The organism is Rossellomorea marisflavi (genome assembly GCF_022170785.1).
Taxonomy (GTDB): domain Bacteria; phylum Bacillota; class Bacilli; order Bacillales; family Bacillaceae_B; genus Rossellomorea; species Rossellomorea marisflavi_B.
In genome coordinates, this window is the sequence record NZ_CP081870.1 from 1900285 (window position 1) to 1917606 (window position 17322).

Below are 17322 nucleotides of genomic sequence, written 5' to 3' on the forward strand. Positions count from 1 at the left end.
AGGGGAAAAAACATGTTACGCTCAATGTACTCAGGTATCAGCGGAATGAAGAATTTCCAAACGAAACTGGATGTAATCGGTAATAATATCGCCAATGTCAATACGTTCGGCTACAAAAAAGGCAGGGTAACCTTCCAGGATCTTATGAGCCAGACGGTTTCCGGTGCCAGTCGTGCTACAAATGACCGTGGTGGTCAAAATGCCAAGCAGGTGGGCCTTGGTACGTCCCTTGCAACCATTGACTCGATCCAAACCCAAGGGAGCCTTCAAACGACGGCAAGGGACCTTGATGTCGCCATCTCGGGAGATGGGTTCTTCGTGGTCAAGACCGGTAATAACACGATGTATACCCGTTCAGGGAACTTCTATCTTGATTCGAACGGAAGTCTCGTCACGGCACAGGGTAACCTCGTACAAGGCTATCCCGTCAATGCTCAGGGTGTAGTTAACCGAAGTGGAGCAACTAATATCAAGGTGGATACCAATGCAACGATGGCTCCTCAAGCATCCTCACTTGCCACGTATAACGGTAATTTAAAAGCGAGTGCTGCAACAGGTACCACGGTTGAAGCAGAAACAAAGGTGAAAGATTCACTCGGCAAGGATGTGAGCCTGAAGATCACGATGACGAAGACCGGTGTCAATAACCAATGGGATGTAGCCATTTCGAGCCTTACACCTGGTGTGACCGTCGCGACAGGTACGACCAGGTCCTTCACATTCGATAATCAAGGAAAGCTGACGAACCCTACATCTTCCAACATCTCACTCAATAATACGACAGGAGCGAATCCTACCCAGCCGATCGAGCTCGATTTCTCCAAGATCACCCAGTTCGACAGCTCATCTTCCGCCAATACCGACACGGTGGATGGAAATGCAGAAGGCTACCTGGAAAGCTTCAATATCGGGTCATCCGGTGAAGTGAACGGCGTATTCTCGAACGGTGAAGTAAGGGTTCTGAGTCAGCTCGCGGTCGCAACATTCTCGAATCCGGGGGGACTGATGAAAGCAGGGGGCAATCTGTTCCAGGCTTCGAATAACTCCGGGCTTCCGAATACCGGTGTACCGGGGGAAGGTCGCGGGATGCTTCAGGCAGGGGCACTGGAAATGTCCAACGTCGATCTTTCCGAAGAATTCACGGAAATGATCACGGCACAACGTGGTTTCCAGGCTAACACAAGAATCATCACCACTTCGGATGAAATCCTTCAGGAACTTGTAAACCTGAAACGATAATCGTCTGACATAAGGAGGGAAGGGCTGAGGTTCCCCTCGGTCACATAATATGATTACGTTAACTAGGTTGAACGGCAAAGCGCTCACGATCAATGCATTATACATTGAAACCATTGAATCCTTCCCAGACACGGCCATTCTTCTCACAAATGGTAGACGATATGTGGTCAAGGAATCGGTGGTGGAGGTGCAAGCCCTCTCAACAGAATTTTATCGACGTGTCCAGCTCCTCGGGAATGGACACAAGGGAGGGATGAACGATGAAGAGTAAAGCCGTCACCATCACCATGGTCATTGTCGTCACGTGTGTCCTTCTGGGGGCTGTAGGCTGGGTGGTCGTGAAGCAGATGTCACCGAAAGCAGAAGCCAAGGAGCCGAGCATTGAAGAGGTGCTTTCTTACTCGGTTGATGTACCGGAGCTGACGACCAATCTGTCGAGCAATGATTTCATTCGTATCTCATTCAAGATCCAGACCGATGGAAAGAAGGCAAAAGAGGAATTACAGCAGCGGGACTTCATGGTGAATAATATCATCATCGAGGAGCTATCCGAGCTGAATGCAAGCGATCTGAAAGGCAAGAAAGGCAAAGAACTGATCGAAACAACCATTCGTAAAAGAGTCGACTCCCTTATGCAGGAAGGATCCGTCGAAAAAGTTTATATTACATCGATGATGATCCAATAGGGATACCTGTTTTGATTGGTAGGGAGGTGAATGAATTTGGCCAATGAAATCTTATCACAAAGTGAAATCGATGCCCTCCTTTCCGCGATCAATACCGGGGAAATGAGTGCGGATGATTTTAAAAAAGAAGAAGAAGAGAGAAAAGTAAAGGTCTATGATTTTAAACGGGCACTCCGTTTTTCCAAGGATCAAATCAGGAGTTTGACAAGGATACATGAAAACTTCGCACGAATACTGACTACTTACTTCTCTGCACAGTTAAGGACCTACGTCCATATCAATGTTGCATCGGCCGATCAGATTCCATATGAGGAGTTCATACGGTCTGTCCCGAAGATGACGATATTGAATGTGTATGAACTGCCTCCACTCGATGGGCGAATCCTCATCGAGATCAATCCCAATATTGCTTACTCGATGATGGACCGCGTCATGGGTGGAAAAGGAGTGTCCATCAACAAGGTGGAGAATCTCACGGAAATCGAGACAAGCATCATGAGCCAGCTCTTCGAAAAAGCCTTCGAGAGCTTGAGGGAAGCCTGGAGTACTGTCGTAGACGTTGATCCTGTCTTCGATGAGTTCGAAGTGAATCCCCAGTTCCTGCAGATGGTCTCCCCGAATGAAACGGTGGTGGTCATTTCGTTGAACACGACGATTGCAGAAACAAGCGGGATGATCAATATCTGCATCCCTCATGTCGTCCTTGAACCGATCTTGCCGAAACTCTCAGGAAGCTACTGGATGGAGAGCAAGCGGAAAGAAAGCAGCTCTACTGATGTGACCCAACTCCGTGAGGGCATCAAGAAGGCGATGGTGCCCGTTGTCGCCCAGCTCGGGAAGACGGAGGTCACCATCGAGGACTTCCTATCCATGGGAGTCGGCGATGTCCTTGATCTGGGTACCGGCATAGGAGATCCCTTGACCGTCTGCGTCGGGAATGTGCCTAAATTCATTGCACAACCTGGCCGCTCCAAGAAAAAACTGGCTGTACAAATTTTGGAAACATTGAAAGGAGGAGACGGTGATGAGTGACATGCTATCACAGGATGAAATTGATGCGTTGCTAAGGGGCTCTGCCGAATCCGATGAAACGAATGAAAAACCTGAGATCCGGACCGATGACCACATTTCCACGGTAGAAGTCGATGCATTGGGGGAAATCGGGAACATCTCTTTCGGAAGTTCAGCAACAGCACTATCCACTCTTTTGAATCAAAAAGTGGAAATCACAACCCCGAAGGTATCGATTGTAGACCGCAACCTGCTTGAAGAAGAATTCCCGCATCCTTATGTTGCGATTCAAGTACAGTACACCGAAGGATTCTCTGGCGCCAATCTGCTCGTCATCAGACAGTCCGATGCTTCGATCATCGCGGATCTGATGCTTGGTGGTGATGGCATTTCCCCGTCACAAGACCTCGGAGAGATTCAATTGAGTGCTGTGCAGGAGGCGATGAACCAGATGATGGGTTCCGCAGCCACGTCCATGTCGACGGTGTTCAGGAAAAAGGTGGACATTTCACCACCTTCCATCAATCTCATGTTTATCCCGAAAGGAGAAGGAAAGGAAAATCTTCCTGAAGAAGATTTGCTCGTGAAGGTATCGTTTGCCCTTAAGATCGGAGAACTGATCGATTCGAGCATCATGCAGCTCCTTCCTTTGAAATTCGCCAAAAGTCTCGTGGATGAGCTTATGGCTCCAGAAGAAGTGGACATACATACTCCCTCTGTACCAATCGAGGAACCGTATCAGGCAGAAAGAGAAGTGGCAGCAGCCCAGACAGTGGAAGCGCCGAGGGTGGAGGAGCCGAGCGTGAACGTTCAGCCTGCTTCATTTGCAGATTTTGAATCACCGCAGCTCGGAGCTCATGAAGCCCAGAACCTGAATATGCTTTTGGATATCCCGCTGCAGGTGACAGTCGAGCTCGGAAGGACGAACAGATCTGTCAAGGAAATCCTTGAGCTGTCATCGGGTTCCATCATTGAACTTGATAAGCTTGCAGGAGAACCGGTTGATATCCTCGTCAACAGCCAGCTCATGGCCAAAGGCGAGGTCGTAGTCATCGATGAGAACTTCGGCGTGAGGATCACTGATATCGTCAGCCAAAGCGATCGTCTAAAGCGATTAAAGTAAAAAGAATGATGGAGGTAGACCAGAATGGCTAATAAAATTCTTATTGTAGATGATGCAGCATTCATGCGAATGATGATCAAGGATATTTTAACAAAAAATGGTTTTGACGTAGTGGGAGAAGCAGCAGATGGGTCCCAGGCAGTTGACAAGTATAAAGAGTTGAAGCCTGATCTTGTGACGATGGATATCACCATGCCTGAAAAAGACGGTATCGCCGCGTTGAAAGAAATCAAAGCGAGTGATCCCGGCGCTAAAATCATCATGTGCTCGGCCATGGGTCAACAGGCCATGGTCATTGATGCTATCCAGGCGGGGGCAAAGGACTTCATTGTCAAACCGTTCCAGGCAGACCGTGTAATCGAAGCAATCCAAAAAGCATTGAGCTAAAGGTGATTTAAGAAGGTGTGCATGCAGTGAGAAAACTATTAGTAACCCTATGCATCATGATGGCCCTTGTGGCCATCTGGGGGCATACGGCCCTTGCGGTGGAGGATAGCACGAAATTTTGCATCGAGAATCCGGATAAATGCAATCAATCCGATGAAACACCCGGGAATCTGGCAGGCGATACGTCTGTTACATTCGTGGATTACGTCAAAATGGTCGGTGCCTTGCTGTTTGTCATCGCATTGATCTACGGCCTATTGAAGTTCATCAATCAAAAAGGGAAATCGTATCAACAATCAAAATTGATCCATAACCTTGGGGGGACCACCCTGGGAGGTAATTGTTCCGTACAGCTCATAAAAGTGGGGGATGAGATCCTCGTGGTCGGGGTCGGAGAGAACATCCAGTTGTTAAAAGAGGTAGAGGATCCCTCTCAAAAAGAGAAAATCCTCTCTTTTTATGAAGACAAATCAGTCTCTCCCGCAAACTGGGTATCTAAATTCACAACCCCAAAAGGGACAGGATCGTTTCAAGCCCATTTGAAAGAACAGCTGGAAGAAATGAAGCGGGGACGAAAGACGATGCTTGGTGAGTGGAAGAAGAAGAGGGATCAGTCAGATGAATGAATTCATGGAGTTCTTCAATACGAGTTCAGCAGATAATGTCTCCACCAGCGTAAAACTTCTCTTATTGTTTACCGTGCTGTCCCTTGCACCGAGCATTCTGATCCTCATGACGTGTTTTACCAGGATCATCATCGTGCTTTCATTTGTGAGGACGTCCCTTGCGACCCAGCAGATGCCCCCGAATCAGGTGTTGATCGGTCTTTCGCTTTTCTTGACCTTCTTCATCATGGCTCCGACGTTCCAACAGGTGAATAAAGACGCTTTGACACCGTTATTCAATGAAGAGATCAACTTGGAGCAGGCGTATGACCGGGCATCGGTGCCATTCAAGGAATTCATGAGCGGCCACACCCGGCAAAAGGACCTGGAGTTGTTTTTGAACTATTCAGGTGCTGAGCAACCCGAGTCGATCGAAGAGATTCCTCTTACGTCCCTGGTACCAGCTTTCGCACTGAGTGAAATCAAGACCGCCTTTCAGATCGGGTTCATGATCTTCATACCGTTTCTGGTGATCGATATGGTGGTCGCGAGCATCCTTATGTCCATGGGTATGATGATGCTCCCACCGGTGATGATTTCCCTTCCGTTCAAGATTCTCCTCTTCGTACTTGTAGACGGGTGGTATCTGGTCGTGAAATCTCTCCTACAAAGTTTTTAAGAAGGTGAAGCAATTGAGTGTAGAATCCGTAATTTCCTTGGCTGAAAGAGGGATTTATACGACCTTGATCGTCTCTGGACCATTGCTATTATTGGCACTGGTCGTGGGGCTGATCGTGAGTATTTTCCAAGCAACGACGCAGATACAGGAGCAGACGCTTGCCTTCATACCGAAGATTGTGGCCGTGCTCCTGGGGATCATCTTTTTCGGTCCCTGGATGCTGACAAAGATGTTGACCTATACATCACAGATATTTTCAGATTTAACCAGGTTCGTAGGCTAAGGGCATGGAGCAGCTTGTCCCGTTATTATCGGTATATTTATTGATATTTGTCAGGGTTTCATCTTTTTTTATTACCATGCCCCTGTTTTCCTATAGAACCATACCTGCTCAGCATCGAATCGCGTTTTCTGCTGTCATTTCATGGGTGATGTATTATTCCGTGGAAGCTTCGGCGTTTGATATCAACGGTGAATACATCCTGTTGATTATGAAGGAAGCCCTTGTCGGCCTCCTGATCGGATTTATCGCCTATATGATCCTATCCGCCGTGCAGATTGCCGGGGGATTGATTGATTTTCAGATGGGGTTTGCCATCGCGAATGTGATTGACCCTCAGACGGGTGCTCAAAGTCCGCTCATGGGGCAATACCTCTATACATTCGCCCTGTTGCTGTTGTTGACATTGAACGGTCATCATCTCTTGCTCGATGGGATCTTTTACAGCTATAAGCTCATACCCATCGATCAGGCGTGGATCCCCTTCGGCAACGAAGATATGGTGGATTACGTTCTGAAGGCATTCAATTCCATGTTCATCGTCGCCTTTCAAATGTCGATTCCCGTTGTTGCCACACTTTTCCTTGTCGATGTGGCGTTGGGGATCGTGGCACGTACCGTCCCGCAGCTCAACATTTTTGTAGTCGGATTCCCGATCAAGATTGCGGTTTCGTTTATCATTCTCTTCATTGTCATGGGCGTCATGTTTGCCGTGATGCAAAAGTTGTTCGGGATGATGCTCGTCACCATGAGGGACTTAATGAACATCATTGGAGGCACATAAATTGAAGCTTTTGAAACTGGACCTGCAGTTTTTCAGTGGGGAGAAGACCGAGAAGGCAACACCGAAAAAAAGGGACGATGCACGCAAGAAAGGGCAGACCGCTAAGAGTCAGGATGTGAATACGGCGATCATCCTCCTGTCGGTATTCATGTTTATGCTTTTCGGGGCATCCTTCCTTGGAGATGTTGTATTCGATCTGTTCCATCAGACGTTTCAGGAGTACATGCTCATGGACCTGACGGAGAAAAGCATTCGTGTAATCACCCTGGATATAATGAAAGAGCTCGCTTTGCTTCTCGGCCCCATCATGCTTGTCGCATTGCTTGCCGGACTTGTGGCGAACTATATCCAGGTGGGAGTGATGTTCACGGTTGAGCCGATCCAACCAAAGTTGGAAAAGATCGATCCGATTAAGGGATTTAAACGGATCTTTTCCCTGAGGGCGATCGTTGAGCTCGTAAAATCGATCCTCAAGATCGGTTTCGTGGGAACCATTACATTCGTGATCCTCTGGATCAATATCGATAAGGTACTGAGCCTTTCATTTAAATCAGTCGGTGATTCGTTGCTCACAATGGGAAAGCTTACCGTCCAGATGGGTATCGCAGCCTCGATTGCGCTCCTGTTCCTTTCTCTGTTCGATTTCCTCTATCAAAGATATGACTTCGAGAAGAATATCAGGATGTCAAAGCAGGATCTGAAGGATGAACATAAAAACATCGAAGGCGATCCGCTGATCAAGTCGAAAATCAAGCAGAGACAGCGGGAAATGGCCATGCGAAGGATGATGCAGGAGGTTCCCCAGGCGGACGTCATCATCACGAATCCGACGCATTTTGCCATCGCCCTTAAGTACGATGAAACGAAAATGGACGCTCCTTTCGTTGTGGCAAAGGGTGTTGACTTCCTGGCGCAAAAAATCAAATTCATCGCAAGTGAGCATGATGTTGTCACCATTGAAAATCGACCGCTTGCAAGAGCCCTCTATGATGCAGCTGATATAGGGGATGCTGTCCCGGAAGAATTTTTTAAGGCTGTGGCAGAAATCCTTGCGTACGTATACAAAACCAAAAAAACACATGCCCTACATAAGGAGTGAGAACTATGCCAGCAAGAGATCTATCCGTTTTAGCAAGTGTCATCTTGATCGTCGCCATGCTGATCATCCCATTTCCGGGGTGGCTGCTGAGCGTATTGATCATTATCAATATTTCACTTGCCCTCCTTGTGCTCCTGATCTCCATGAATATGAATGAACCATTGCAATTCTCGATATTCCCGTCGCTTCTGTTGCTACTGACGCTGTTCAGACTAGGTCTAAATGTTTCCACAACGAGGTCGATCCTTAGTAAAGGGGAAGCAGGAGGCGTTGTGGAAACATTTGGAACGTTTGTGGTCGGAGGAAATGTCCTGGTGGGCCTCGTGGTATTCGTCATCTTGATCGTGATTCAGTTCATTGTCATTACAAAGGGATCAGAGCGTGTATCCGAAGTGGCTGCCCGTTTCACCCTTGACGCGATGCCAGGAAAACAGATGAGCATCGATGCCGATCTGAATGCCGGGATGATATCTGAACAAGATGCCCGAACCCGGCGTGAAAAAGTCGGGAGGGAGGCAGACTTCTACGGAGCCATGGACGGAGCATCCAAGTTCGTCAAAGGGGATGCCATTGCCGGAATCGTCATCGTCATGATCAATCTGATCATGGGGATCATCATCGGGATGACCCAGATGGGTCTTCCCATCGCAGATGCTGCCACAAAATTCTCACTTTTGACCGTCGGTGATGGAATCGTTAGTCAAATTCCGGCCCTATTGATTTCAACGGCAACAGGAATCGTCGTTACACGTGCTGCCTCTGAAGGGAACCTCGGGCAGGATATCATGAATCAGCTCTTGGCTTACCCGGTCATGCTTTATGTGGCGGCCTCAACGATCTTTTTACTCGGTGTGTTCACACCAATTTCATTCCTCGTTACGGTGCCCATAGCAGCCGCCCTTGCACTTGGCGGCTACATGGTCTCGAGAGCACCAAAGGAGGATGAATCCGATCTGATGGAGCTCGAAGAAGAGATGGAACATGAAGAAATGAAAAGTCCCGAGAGTGTTGTAAACCTGTTGAATGTAGACCCAATCGAATTCGAATTTGGGTACGGGCTCATTCCCCTTGCAGATTCCAATCAAGGAGGGGACCTCCTTGACCGCATCGTCATGATCAGGAGGCAGCTTGCCATCGAAATGGGCCTCGTGATCCCGGTTGTGAGAATCAGGGATAATATCCAGCTTCAGCCGAATGAGTACCGTCTGAAGATCAAAGGAAATGAAATGGCAAAGGGTGAACTTCTTCTCGATCACTATCTCGCCATGAGTCCAGGGATCGATGATGGATCAGTTGAAGGAATTGATACGATTGAACCGTCATTCGGACTCCCGGCCAAATGGATCTCCGAAGAAATGAAGGAACAGGCCGAAATCTTCGGCTATACGGTGGTCGACCCGCCTTCTGTCGTTTCCACGCATTTAACGGAAATCATCAAGACGAACGCACATGATCTTCTTGGAAGGCAGGAAACAAAGCAGCTGATCGATCATCTGAAGGAATCCTATCCGATCCTGGTGGAGGAAGTAACACCGAATCCACTTTCCATAGGTGAGATACAAAAAGTGCTGGCCAAATTATTGAAGGAACATGTTTCAATCAGGAATCTACCGGTGATCTTCGAGACCCTCGCCGATTACGGAAAAATGAGCTCCGATACCGATTTGTTGGCAGAGTATGTAAGACAAGCCCTGGCTAGACAGATCACAAGCCAGTATGCAGGCGGTGATGCCATGCTTAAGGTTGTGACCGTTTCAGGGAAGGTCGAAAAGAAAATTGCCGACAGTATTCAACAGACCGAGCATGGAAACTTCCTGTCCCTTGATCCCGGTGACTCACAAGAGATTCTTGAAAGTGTGGCATCTCAGGTCGAACAGGTTTCCCTCATGGAAGAATCACCGGTCATTCTCTGTTCCCCGGCTGTCCGTATGTACGTCAGACAAATGACCGAGCGTTACTTCCCGCACGTTCCGATCCTTTCGTATAATGAGCTCGAAGCAAACGTCGAAGTACAAAGTCTAGGGGTGGTGAATATCTCATGATGGTCAAAAAATACAGAGCCGATTCAATGAATGATGCCATGGCGAAGGTTCGAAAGGATCTTGGATCAGATGCAGTGATTCTTCATTCGAAACAGATTCATTCAGGGGGCATCCTCGGTTTATTCAAGAAAAGAGGCGTGGAGGTCATTGCTGCTCTCGATCCCGATCACACGGAGACGGAGGATCACGTAAAAATGGAAAGAATTCAGGATCCCACGCCCCACCCGGTCATCAATCAGCAGCTTGGTGAACTGAAAGGCATGATCGCAGCATTGTCCTCATCGATGACGGACCATTTCCCTTCTCCTGTATCGGATATCCTTGATTCCTTAAAAAAACAGGGGATGAAGGAAGAATATCTGTTGGAGCTCGGGAACCGGCTTCAGCGGCTTCCTGAAGAAACCTACATCGAAAGCACAGAAGCTTTCCTAAGCGAGCGTTTGGATACTGTACCCATGGGTGGGATGACCTTCACTCATAAATATATCAATCTCATGGGACCGACCGGGGTAGGAAAGACCACGACCCTTGCGAAATTGGCGGCAGAAGCCGTGATCGAGAAAAGGAAGAAAGTTGCTTTCCTGACGACCGATACTTACCGAATCGCTGCGATCGAACAGTTGAAAACCTATGCCTCCCTGCTGAACGTTCCGGTTGAAGTGATCTATAAGGCAGATGATTACAGTGCTGCGATTGAGAAGTTCCGGGACTACGATCATCTCTTCATCGATACGGCAGGCCGGAACTACCGGGAAGAAAATTATGTGACGGAACTTCATAACCTGATTGACTTCAGTACCGATATGGAATCATACCTCGTTCTCTCGCTCACCAGCAAGGAAGAAGATATGAGGGAGATCGCCACAGCGTTCTCGTCTATGAAGATCGACCGGTTCATATTTACCAAACTGGATGAAACATCGAGTATGGGGGCAATTTTCAACCTTATCCTTGAGACGGGGATCGGTGCCGCATATGTGACGACAGGGCAGGATGTTCCTGAAGACATTGAACCACTCTTGGCCAAAGACATTGCACGGCTACTGATGAAAGGGATCCGTCCATGAGTGATCAGGCACATAAACTCAGACAAAGGATGAATGAGAGTGCGAGGACCTTTGCCGTCGTGAGCGGCAAGGGTGGAGTCGGGAAGTCTAATATCACGACGAACCTGGCCATCCTTATGGCGAAAAGAGGGAATCGGGTCCTTCTATTCGATATGGATATCGGCATGGGGAATGTGCATCTTCTCCTGGGTAGCCACAGGAAGTACTCCGTGATGGATTATATAGAAGATGGACATAAGACGATTCACGATGTGGTATGTAAAGACGTGCACGGTATTTCCTATATCTCCGGGGGCAATGGATTGAAAGACCTGGTGGAATGGCACGGTGAACGGATGGAACGATTCTTCGAAGGCTTGAAAGAGCTCATGCGGCATTATGATTATATTTTATTCGATATGGGCGCCGGGGCAACGAGTGCGACCATTGAATTCCTGCTGTCTGTCGATGAAATCATTGCCGTGACCACACCTGAGCCAACGGCCATGACCGATGTATATTCCATGATGAAGTATATTTTCCTTAAAGACCGATCGAAGGAGATTTCGATTATATGCAATCGCGCCGCGACGAAAAGAGAAGGAAGGGAAACACTGCTCAGGCTTAAACATACAGTCGGAAAGTTCCTCTTGAAGGAAGTATCTGACCTCGGATTCCTCCCTGAAGATCCTACTGTACGAAAAGCCGTGATCAATCAGGTGCCCCTGGTCATCGGATATCCTTCTTCCGCCGTATCGAAAAGTCTCATGGACGTGCTCGATTGTCTGATCCCTGCGGGTGCACAGGTGAAGAAGTCTTCTTTTATAGAAGGATTCCGAAAGTTTTTCAAAGGGGTGGATGCTGTTGATTAACGTGTTGGTGGTGGATGATTCTGCGTTCATGAGGAAGCTCATCAGCGACTATCTCCGGTCCGAAAGTTCGATTGAAGTCATCGGTACCGCCCGCAACGGGGAGGATGCCATCAAGAAGATCAAAAGGCTGCGGCCAGATGTAGTGACATTGGATATCGAAATGCCCGTCATGAACGGGCTGGAAGCACTCAAGGTCATCATGGATGAACATCCAGTCCCCGTTGTGATGCTCTCTTCTACGACGAAAGAAGGCGCGGATGAAACCGTGAAAGCCATGAGCATCGGGGCTGTGGATTTTCTTGCCAAGCCTTCGGGCACGATTTCCCTTGATTTGTATAAAGTGCAATCCGATATAGTCAGTAAGGTCATTGAAGCGAGCAAGGTGAATATAGGGAAATTGGTGCCAGAGAAGAGCCGTATCAGTCCCGTTGAAGGCCCGAAGCTTAAAGGGCTGTCTGCCAAAAACGCCCTGATTGCCATCGGGACCTCTACGGGGGGACCGCGGGCTCTCCAAAAGGTCCTTGGGGAACTGCCGCGTGCCATCCCGGCTCCAATCGTCATCGTGCAACATATGCCCCCGGGATTCACGAAGTCACTTGCTACCAGGCTTGACGGTCTGAGTGACATCACCATTAAGGAAGCAGAGCAAGGAGAGAAGCTGAAAAAGGGGACGGCATATATCGCCCCGGGCGGGCAACATCTCAAAATCGTTTCCAAGGGAGACGACCTTTTTGCCCATCTTGATGGGGGAGAGCCTGTAAACGGGCACCGGCCTTCCGTTGATGTATTATTTGGATCCATTGCCGCCCTTGGCCATCAGAACACCATTGCGGTCATTATGACGGGCATGGGTTCTGATGGAACGAAAGGACTAGCCTCCTTGAAAAGAATGGGAAGGGCAAGAGTCATCGCAGAAGCGGAAGAAACCTGTATCGTGTATGGAATGCCTAAGGCTGCCGTGGCAGGCGGGTATGTGGATCAATCGGTGGAACTGGGAGAGATTTCTCATTCCATCCTGAATTATTTGAGGTAAGGGAGTGTAAAGCTGATGGAGATGAGTCAATACCTGGAAATATTTATAGAAGAAAGCAAAGAAAATCTTCAGGCGTGCAACGAACAATTGCTGGCACTGGAGAAGCATCCGAATGATCTTTCGATTGTCAATGAGATTTTCCGTGCAGCTCATACACTAAAGGGAATGGCCGCAACGATGGGGTACGATGATCTGGCGAATCTCACTCATAAGATGGAAAACGTTCTGGACGGGATAAGAAACGGTGTGCTGGCCGTGACACCCGGGGTATTGGATGTTGTTTTTCAGGCCGTGGATGATCTGGAAGCAATGGTACTTTCCATTGCCGACGGCGGAGATGGCAAGCGGGATGTCTCCAATGTGGTCCGTTTATTGCAGGAAATCGAGAGTGGAGAAACCCCGGTGACTGCAGCAAAACAGGAAGTGGCTGCAACAGCAACAGCAACAGCAACAGCCCTTTCCGCACGACTTACATATGAAGCATATGAACAGACTGTGATCGAGGAAGCGATCGAACAAGGTTTTAAATGCTATGAAATCTCGGTGTCCCTTCGAGAGGACTGCCTTCTGAAGGCTGCTCGCGTATATATGGTATTCGAGCTCCTTGAGAAAGACGGGGAAGTGATCAAGTCAGATCCTCCGGTGGATCAACTGGAAGAAGAGCGGTTCGATCGGGATTTCACGGTCTCGATCCTCACGATGGAAACGGCTGAAAGCATTGGCGGGAAAGTTGAAAAGGTGTCTGAAATCGAGAGGGTGAGCATTTCTCCTATCGAATCGGGAAGTTTCCGAAGCGCTGAAGAAAACATCGTGAAACCTGTTACAGAGAAAATCCAGCAGGATCTTTCAGGCGAGCCGGATCCCCATTCAAAGGAAGAGAGTGCAGAAAACGTGAAGAAGGCAGCACCTTCCTCAAAGACAATCAGAGTCAACATCGACAGGCTCGATATCCTCATGAATCTATTCGAGGAACTGGTCATCGACCGTGGAAGGCTTGAGGAAATCTCCAAACAATTTGATAATCCGGAACTGAATGAAACGGTTGAACGGATGACGAGGATTTCCGGCGATTTGCAATCCATCATCCTGAACATGAGGATGGTTCCGGTGGAGACCGTATTCAACCGGTTCCCCCGAATGGTACGCCAGCTCGCCAAGGACCTTGACAAGCAGATCGAACTGGAAATCGAAGGAGCAGAGACGGAGCTCGATCGCACGGTCATCGATGAAATCGGCGATCCACTCGTCCACTTGATCCGGAATGCCATTGATCACGGAATCGAGACACCAGAAGTCAGAACGAAACACGGAAAAGAGCCTTTCGGAACAGTCAAACTGAAAGCCTATCACAGCGGAAATCATGTGTTCATCGAACTGGAAGATGATGGGGCTGGAATCAATAAAGAAAGAGTCCTACAAAAAGCGATCGATAAAGGCATTGTCTCTTCTGAGCAGGCACTGACGCTTTCTGACCGTCAAATTTATGAGCTGATCCTATCGTCTGGATTCTCAACTGCGGAAAAATTATCGGATATTTCCGGACGTGGAGTGGGCTTGGATGTTGTAAGATCTACGATCGAATCACTTGGAGGTTCCATCACGATTGATTCGACTGGTGGAGAGGGATCAAGATTTTCCATCCAGCTGCCTCTTACGCTGTCAATCATCGCCGTAATGCTCGTCGATGTGAAGTCTGAAAAGTATGCTATTCCACTGTCATCCATAATCGAAACGGCCATCATCAAAAAAGAAGATGTCCTCCATGCGCACAATCAAAAAGTCATCGACTTCAGGGGCAAGGTCGTTCCGCTCTTATTCCTCGAAGAAGTGTTCGAAGTCCCTTCTGAAGAGGATGAAGCTGATCAATATTCCATCGTACTCGTGCGCAAGGGAGAGAAGACGGCTGCGTTGGTGGTCGATTCATTCATCGGACAGCAGGAGGTCGTACTGAAATCACTCGGTCATTATCTAAACGATATCTTTGCCATTTCCGGAGCTACGATTCTCGGAGATGGGCAAGTGGCTTTGATTATCGATTGCAACGCATTAATCAATTAAGGAGGTCGGCTCTATGACCGATGTCATGACAGAACAAACCAAACTCATCGTGTTTCAGCTTCATGATAAGGAATATGCATTGGAAGTGGAAAATGTCCGCTCCATTGAAAAATTGGAGCACATCACCCGGGTACCGAAAACACCTGACTACGTAAAGGGAGTCATCAATCTCAGGGGTGTAGTGACACCCATCGTCGATCTGCGTGTTCGCTTCGGACTGTCGTCCATTCAGGATACGGAACATACGCGCGTCATCATGGTGATTCTCGATGATAAGGAGGTCGGGCTCATTGTCGATGCTGCAAACGATGTCCTTGATGTTCACACTGAAGATATCGAGGATTCTCCAGATGTGGCAGGTGTCCAGGAAGCAGATTATGTGGCCGGCGTGGTGAAGTTGGATAAGAGGCTCTTGATACTACTTCACTTGGATAAGGTCCTTCAGGCACTCTGACGTGGGATATCACCATATTACATCAGGGCATCTGGATGTATTGAAAGAGATAGGGAACATCGGGGCTGGCCACGCAGCAACATCCCTCTCGTTCCTGCTAGATAAGAAGATTGATATGAAGGTGCCAGCGGTCGACATGGTTTCTTTTGATGAGATGACGGAGCTTGCAGGAGGGGCCGAAACGATTGTAGTCGGAATCTTTCTAAGGATCCAGGGGGAGGTAACGGGTAACATGTTCTTCCTGCTTCCTCTGGAACAGGCCACCCGCTATGTTCAAATCATGCTGAAAGATCCGTCCCACACATTCCAGGAACCACCATACGAAGATATCGCCCTATCTGCCATCCAGGAGCTTGGCAACATCGTATCCGGCGCCTATCTCTCTTCTCTATCCGACTTCACGGGATTATCGATCCAATCTTCCGTACCTGCCGTTTCGGTCGACATGGCAGGGGCAATGGTCGGTTACGGTCTTCTCGAGATATCCAAGGTCGGTGATCACGCCCTTGTCATCGATACCGCTCTCAATGAAGAGGGTACACAGGGCGTCAAGGGGAACTTCTACCTAATTCTTGATCCCGAGTCATTCTCCATCGTGTTCAATTCCTTGGGAGTGGACGCATGATGGGGACGGATTCGGTTGTCAAAGTAGGGATTGCTGACATGAAGTTCGTCAGGGATAAAGGGTCGATTCGGACGACGGGTCTTGGGTCTTGTGTAGGGCTTGTCCTCTATGATGGACGGCTTCGATTGGCAGGTATGGCCCATGTCATGCTACCGGACTCATCCTTTACAAAAGAAGCGACAATCAACCCAGGCAAATATGCAGATCTGGCCATACCAGGTCTTGTAGCCCTCTTGAATCGACATGGTGCGGACACTTCGAGGCTCGTATGCAAAATGGCAGGCGGCGCACAGATGTTCCAGGCGGCATCCGGGAGCGATATCATGCGGATAGGCCCCAGGAATGTTGAAGCGGTCAAGGAGCAGCTCCACAAACTGAATATCAGCATCATCGCTGAAGACCTCGGGGGTAATAAAGGAAGAACCATTGAATTTTTCCCTGAAACCGGAATGATGCATGTGAGGACGGTGTATGCAGGAACAAAGGAAATGTGAGGACGAAGACTAGCTCTTGGAAAGGAGGGGTAACATGTCCCGACAACCGGATCGGAACGAAGAACAACCCTACTGGGATAGATGGATCCACAACCGCGATACAGAGGCAGGGGATATGCTCGTGAAGAAATATATGCCCCTTGTTTCTTATCATGTTCAACGAATTTCAGTCGGCCTCCCGAAAAACGTTTCAAGAGAAGATATCAAAAGCCTCGGTCTCATGGGCCTATTGGATGCACTGCAAAAATTCGATCCCACGAGAGATCTCAAGTTTGATACATATGCATCCTTCAGGGTCAGGGGAGCCATCCTGGACGGCCTCAGGAAAGAAGACTGGCTTCCACGCTCCACAAGGGATAAGGCGAAAAAGATCGAAGCAAGGACATTGGAGCTCGAACAATCCCTTTTACGCCACGTGACACCGGAAGAAGTTGCCGCATCGCTTGAAATGACAACCGATGAAGTCTATCAGGCAGCCAATGAGCATTTCTTTGCAAATGTCTTATCCATGGATGAACAGCTTTCTGCTGATGAAAGTGAATCTTCCTCCTTTTCTCTGAAGGATGAACGGGTCTTTTCCCCGGAAGAAGCGACCGTCAAACAAGAGAACATGGAAGAGCTTGAAAAGATGATTTTAAAACTTTCAGAGAAAGAGCAGCTCGTGCTAAGCTTGTTTTATAAAGAAGAACTGACTTTGACCGAAATTGGTCATGTTATGAATTTATCCACATCGCGCATTTCGCAGATTCACTCCAAGGCCATTTTCAAGTTGAGGAATTTCCTGAAACCTGAAGCAGGGGGATGA

Annotated in this window: 20 protein-coding genes; all 20 read left to right on the top strand. The window is 48.4% G+C overall.

Features of this window, described 5'->3' with window-relative positions:
- The first annotated feature begins 12 nt into the window (after nt 1-12).
- From K6T23_RS10060 to K6T23_RS10155, 20 genes are read left to right on the top strand one after another with little or no spacing between them, the layout of a single operon-like run.
- Entirely contained in the window at nt 13-1239 is a 1227-nt protein-coding gene (locus tag K6T23_RS10060) for a flagellar hook protein FlgE (RefSeq protein ID WP_238284255.1), read from the top strand.
- A gap of 49 nt (nt 1240-1288) precedes the next feature.
- Complete coding sequence (locus K6T23_RS10065) at nt 1289-1510, top strand: flagellar FlbD family protein (protein ID WP_056537165.1); 222 nt, start codon at nt 1289-1291, stop codon at nt 1508-1510.
- A complete protein-coding gene (fliL, locus tag K6T23_RS10070; RefSeq protein WP_056537162.1) occupies nt 1500-1925 on the top strand; it encodes a flagellar basal body-associated protein FliL in 426 nt (141 codons plus the stop codon). Before K6T23_RS10065 ends, fliL begins: the two co-directional genes overlap by 11 nt.
- A 36-nt stretch (nt 1926-1961) precedes the next feature.
- On the top strand, nt 1962-2957 hold the full coding sequence (gene fliM, locus K6T23_RS10075) for a flagellar motor switch protein FliM (protein ID WP_238284256.1): 996 nt from the start codon (nt 1962-1964) through the stop codon (nt 2955-2957).
- The gene (gene fliY / locus K6T23_RS10080; protein ID WP_056537158.1) at nt 2950-4059 is read left to right on the top strand and encodes a flagellar motor switch phosphatase FliY; all 1110 of its coding nucleotides are present in this window, start codon (nt 2950-2952) and stop codon (nt 4057-4059) included. The genes fliM and fliY overlap by 8 nt, the downstream gene beginning before the upstream one ends.
- Before the next feature lie 24 nt (nt 4060-4083).
- Nucleotides 4084-4446 carry a response regulator gene (locus K6T23_RS10085; protein ID WP_048004044.1) on the top strand — a complete coding sequence of 121 codons (363 nt, stop codon included), beginning with the start codon at nt 4084-4086 and terminating at the stop codon, nt 4444-4446.
- 26 nt (nt 4447-4472) lie between these two features.
- The gene (locus K6T23_RS10090) at nt 4473-5072 is read left to right on the top strand and encodes a flagellar biosynthetic protein FliO (protein ID WP_238284257.1); all 600 of its coding nucleotides are present in this window, start codon (nt 4473-4475) and stop codon (nt 5070-5072) included.
- Nucleotides 5065-5730 carry a flagellar type III secretion system pore protein FliP gene (gene fliP / locus K6T23_RS10095; protein WP_053427288.1) on the top strand — a complete coding sequence of 222 codons (666 nt, stop codon included), beginning with the start codon at nt 5065-5067 and terminating at the stop codon, nt 5728-5730. The genes K6T23_RS10090 and fliP overlap by 8 nt, the downstream gene beginning before the upstream one ends.
- Before the next feature lie 13 nt (nt 5731-5743).
- Nucleotides 5744-6013, top strand: a complete 270-nt coding sequence (fliQ, locus tag K6T23_RS10100) for a flagellar biosynthesis protein FliQ (RefSeq protein ID WP_056537141.1) — start codon at nt 5744-5746, stop codon at nt 6011-6013.
- Nucleotides 6014-6017: 4 nt separating this feature from the next.
- Nucleotides 6018-6794 carry a flagellar biosynthetic protein FliR gene (gene fliR / locus K6T23_RS10105; RefSeq protein ID WP_053427287.1) on the top strand — a complete coding sequence of 259 codons (777 nt, stop codon included), beginning with the start codon at nt 6018-6020 and terminating at the stop codon, nt 6792-6794.
- Nucleotide 6795: 1 nt separating this feature from the next.
- A complete protein-coding gene (flhB, locus tag K6T23_RS10110) occupies nt 6796-7893 on the top strand; it encodes a flagellar biosynthesis protein FlhB (protein ID WP_238284258.1) in 1098 nt (365 codons plus the stop codon).
- 5 nt (nt 7894-7898) lie between these two features.
- Complete coding sequence (flhA, locus tag K6T23_RS10115) at nt 7899-9935, top strand: flagellar biosynthesis protein FlhA (RefSeq protein ID WP_056537138.1); 2037 nt, start codon at nt 7899-7901, stop codon at nt 9933-9935.
- Nucleotides 9932-11002, top strand: coding sequence for a flagellar biosynthesis GTPase FlhF (gene flhF, locus K6T23_RS10120; protein WP_238284259.1), 1071 nt, complete (start codon nt 9932-9934; stop codon nt 11000-11002). Before flhA ends, flhF begins: the two co-directional genes overlap by 4 nt.
- Nucleotides 10999-11853 (top strand): MinD/ParA family protein, encoded by an 855-nt coding sequence (locus K6T23_RS10125; RefSeq protein ID WP_238284260.1) that lies wholly within the window; start codon nt 10999-11001, stop codon nt 11851-11853. Before flhF ends, K6T23_RS10125 begins: the two co-directional genes overlap by 4 nt.
- Complete coding sequence (locus K6T23_RS10130) at nt 11840-12886, top strand: protein-glutamate methylesterase/protein-glutamine glutaminase (protein ID WP_273546616.1); 1047 nt, start codon at nt 11840-11842, stop codon at nt 12884-12886. Before K6T23_RS10125 ends, K6T23_RS10130 begins: the two co-directional genes overlap by 14 nt.
- A 15-nt stretch (nt 12887-12901) precedes the next feature.
- Complete coding sequence (locus tag K6T23_RS10135; protein ID WP_238284262.1) at nt 12902-14944, top strand: chemotaxis protein CheA; 2043 nt, start codon at nt 12902-12904, stop codon at nt 14942-14944.
- Between the two features lie 13 nt (nt 14945-14957).
- A complete protein-coding gene (locus tag K6T23_RS10140) occupies nt 14958-15398 on the top strand; it encodes a chemotaxis protein CheW (protein ID WP_056537127.1) in 441 nt (146 codons plus the stop codon).
- Between the two features lies 1 nt (nt 15399).
- A complete protein-coding gene (locus tag K6T23_RS10145; protein ID WP_056537124.1) occupies nt 15400-16023 on the top strand; it encodes a chemotaxis protein CheC in 624 nt (207 codons plus the stop codon).
- Nucleotides 16020-16517, top strand: coding sequence for a chemotaxis protein CheD (locus K6T23_RS10150; RefSeq protein WP_056537123.1), 498 nt, complete (start codon nt 16020-16022; stop codon nt 16515-16517). The genes K6T23_RS10145 and K6T23_RS10150 overlap by 4 nt, the downstream gene beginning before the upstream one ends.
- Before the next feature lie 34 nt (nt 16518-16551).
- Nucleotides 16552-17322 (top strand): FliA/WhiG family RNA polymerase sigma factor, encoded by a 771-nt coding sequence (locus tag K6T23_RS10155; RefSeq protein WP_056537122.1) that lies wholly within the window; start codon nt 16552-16554, stop codon nt 17320-17322.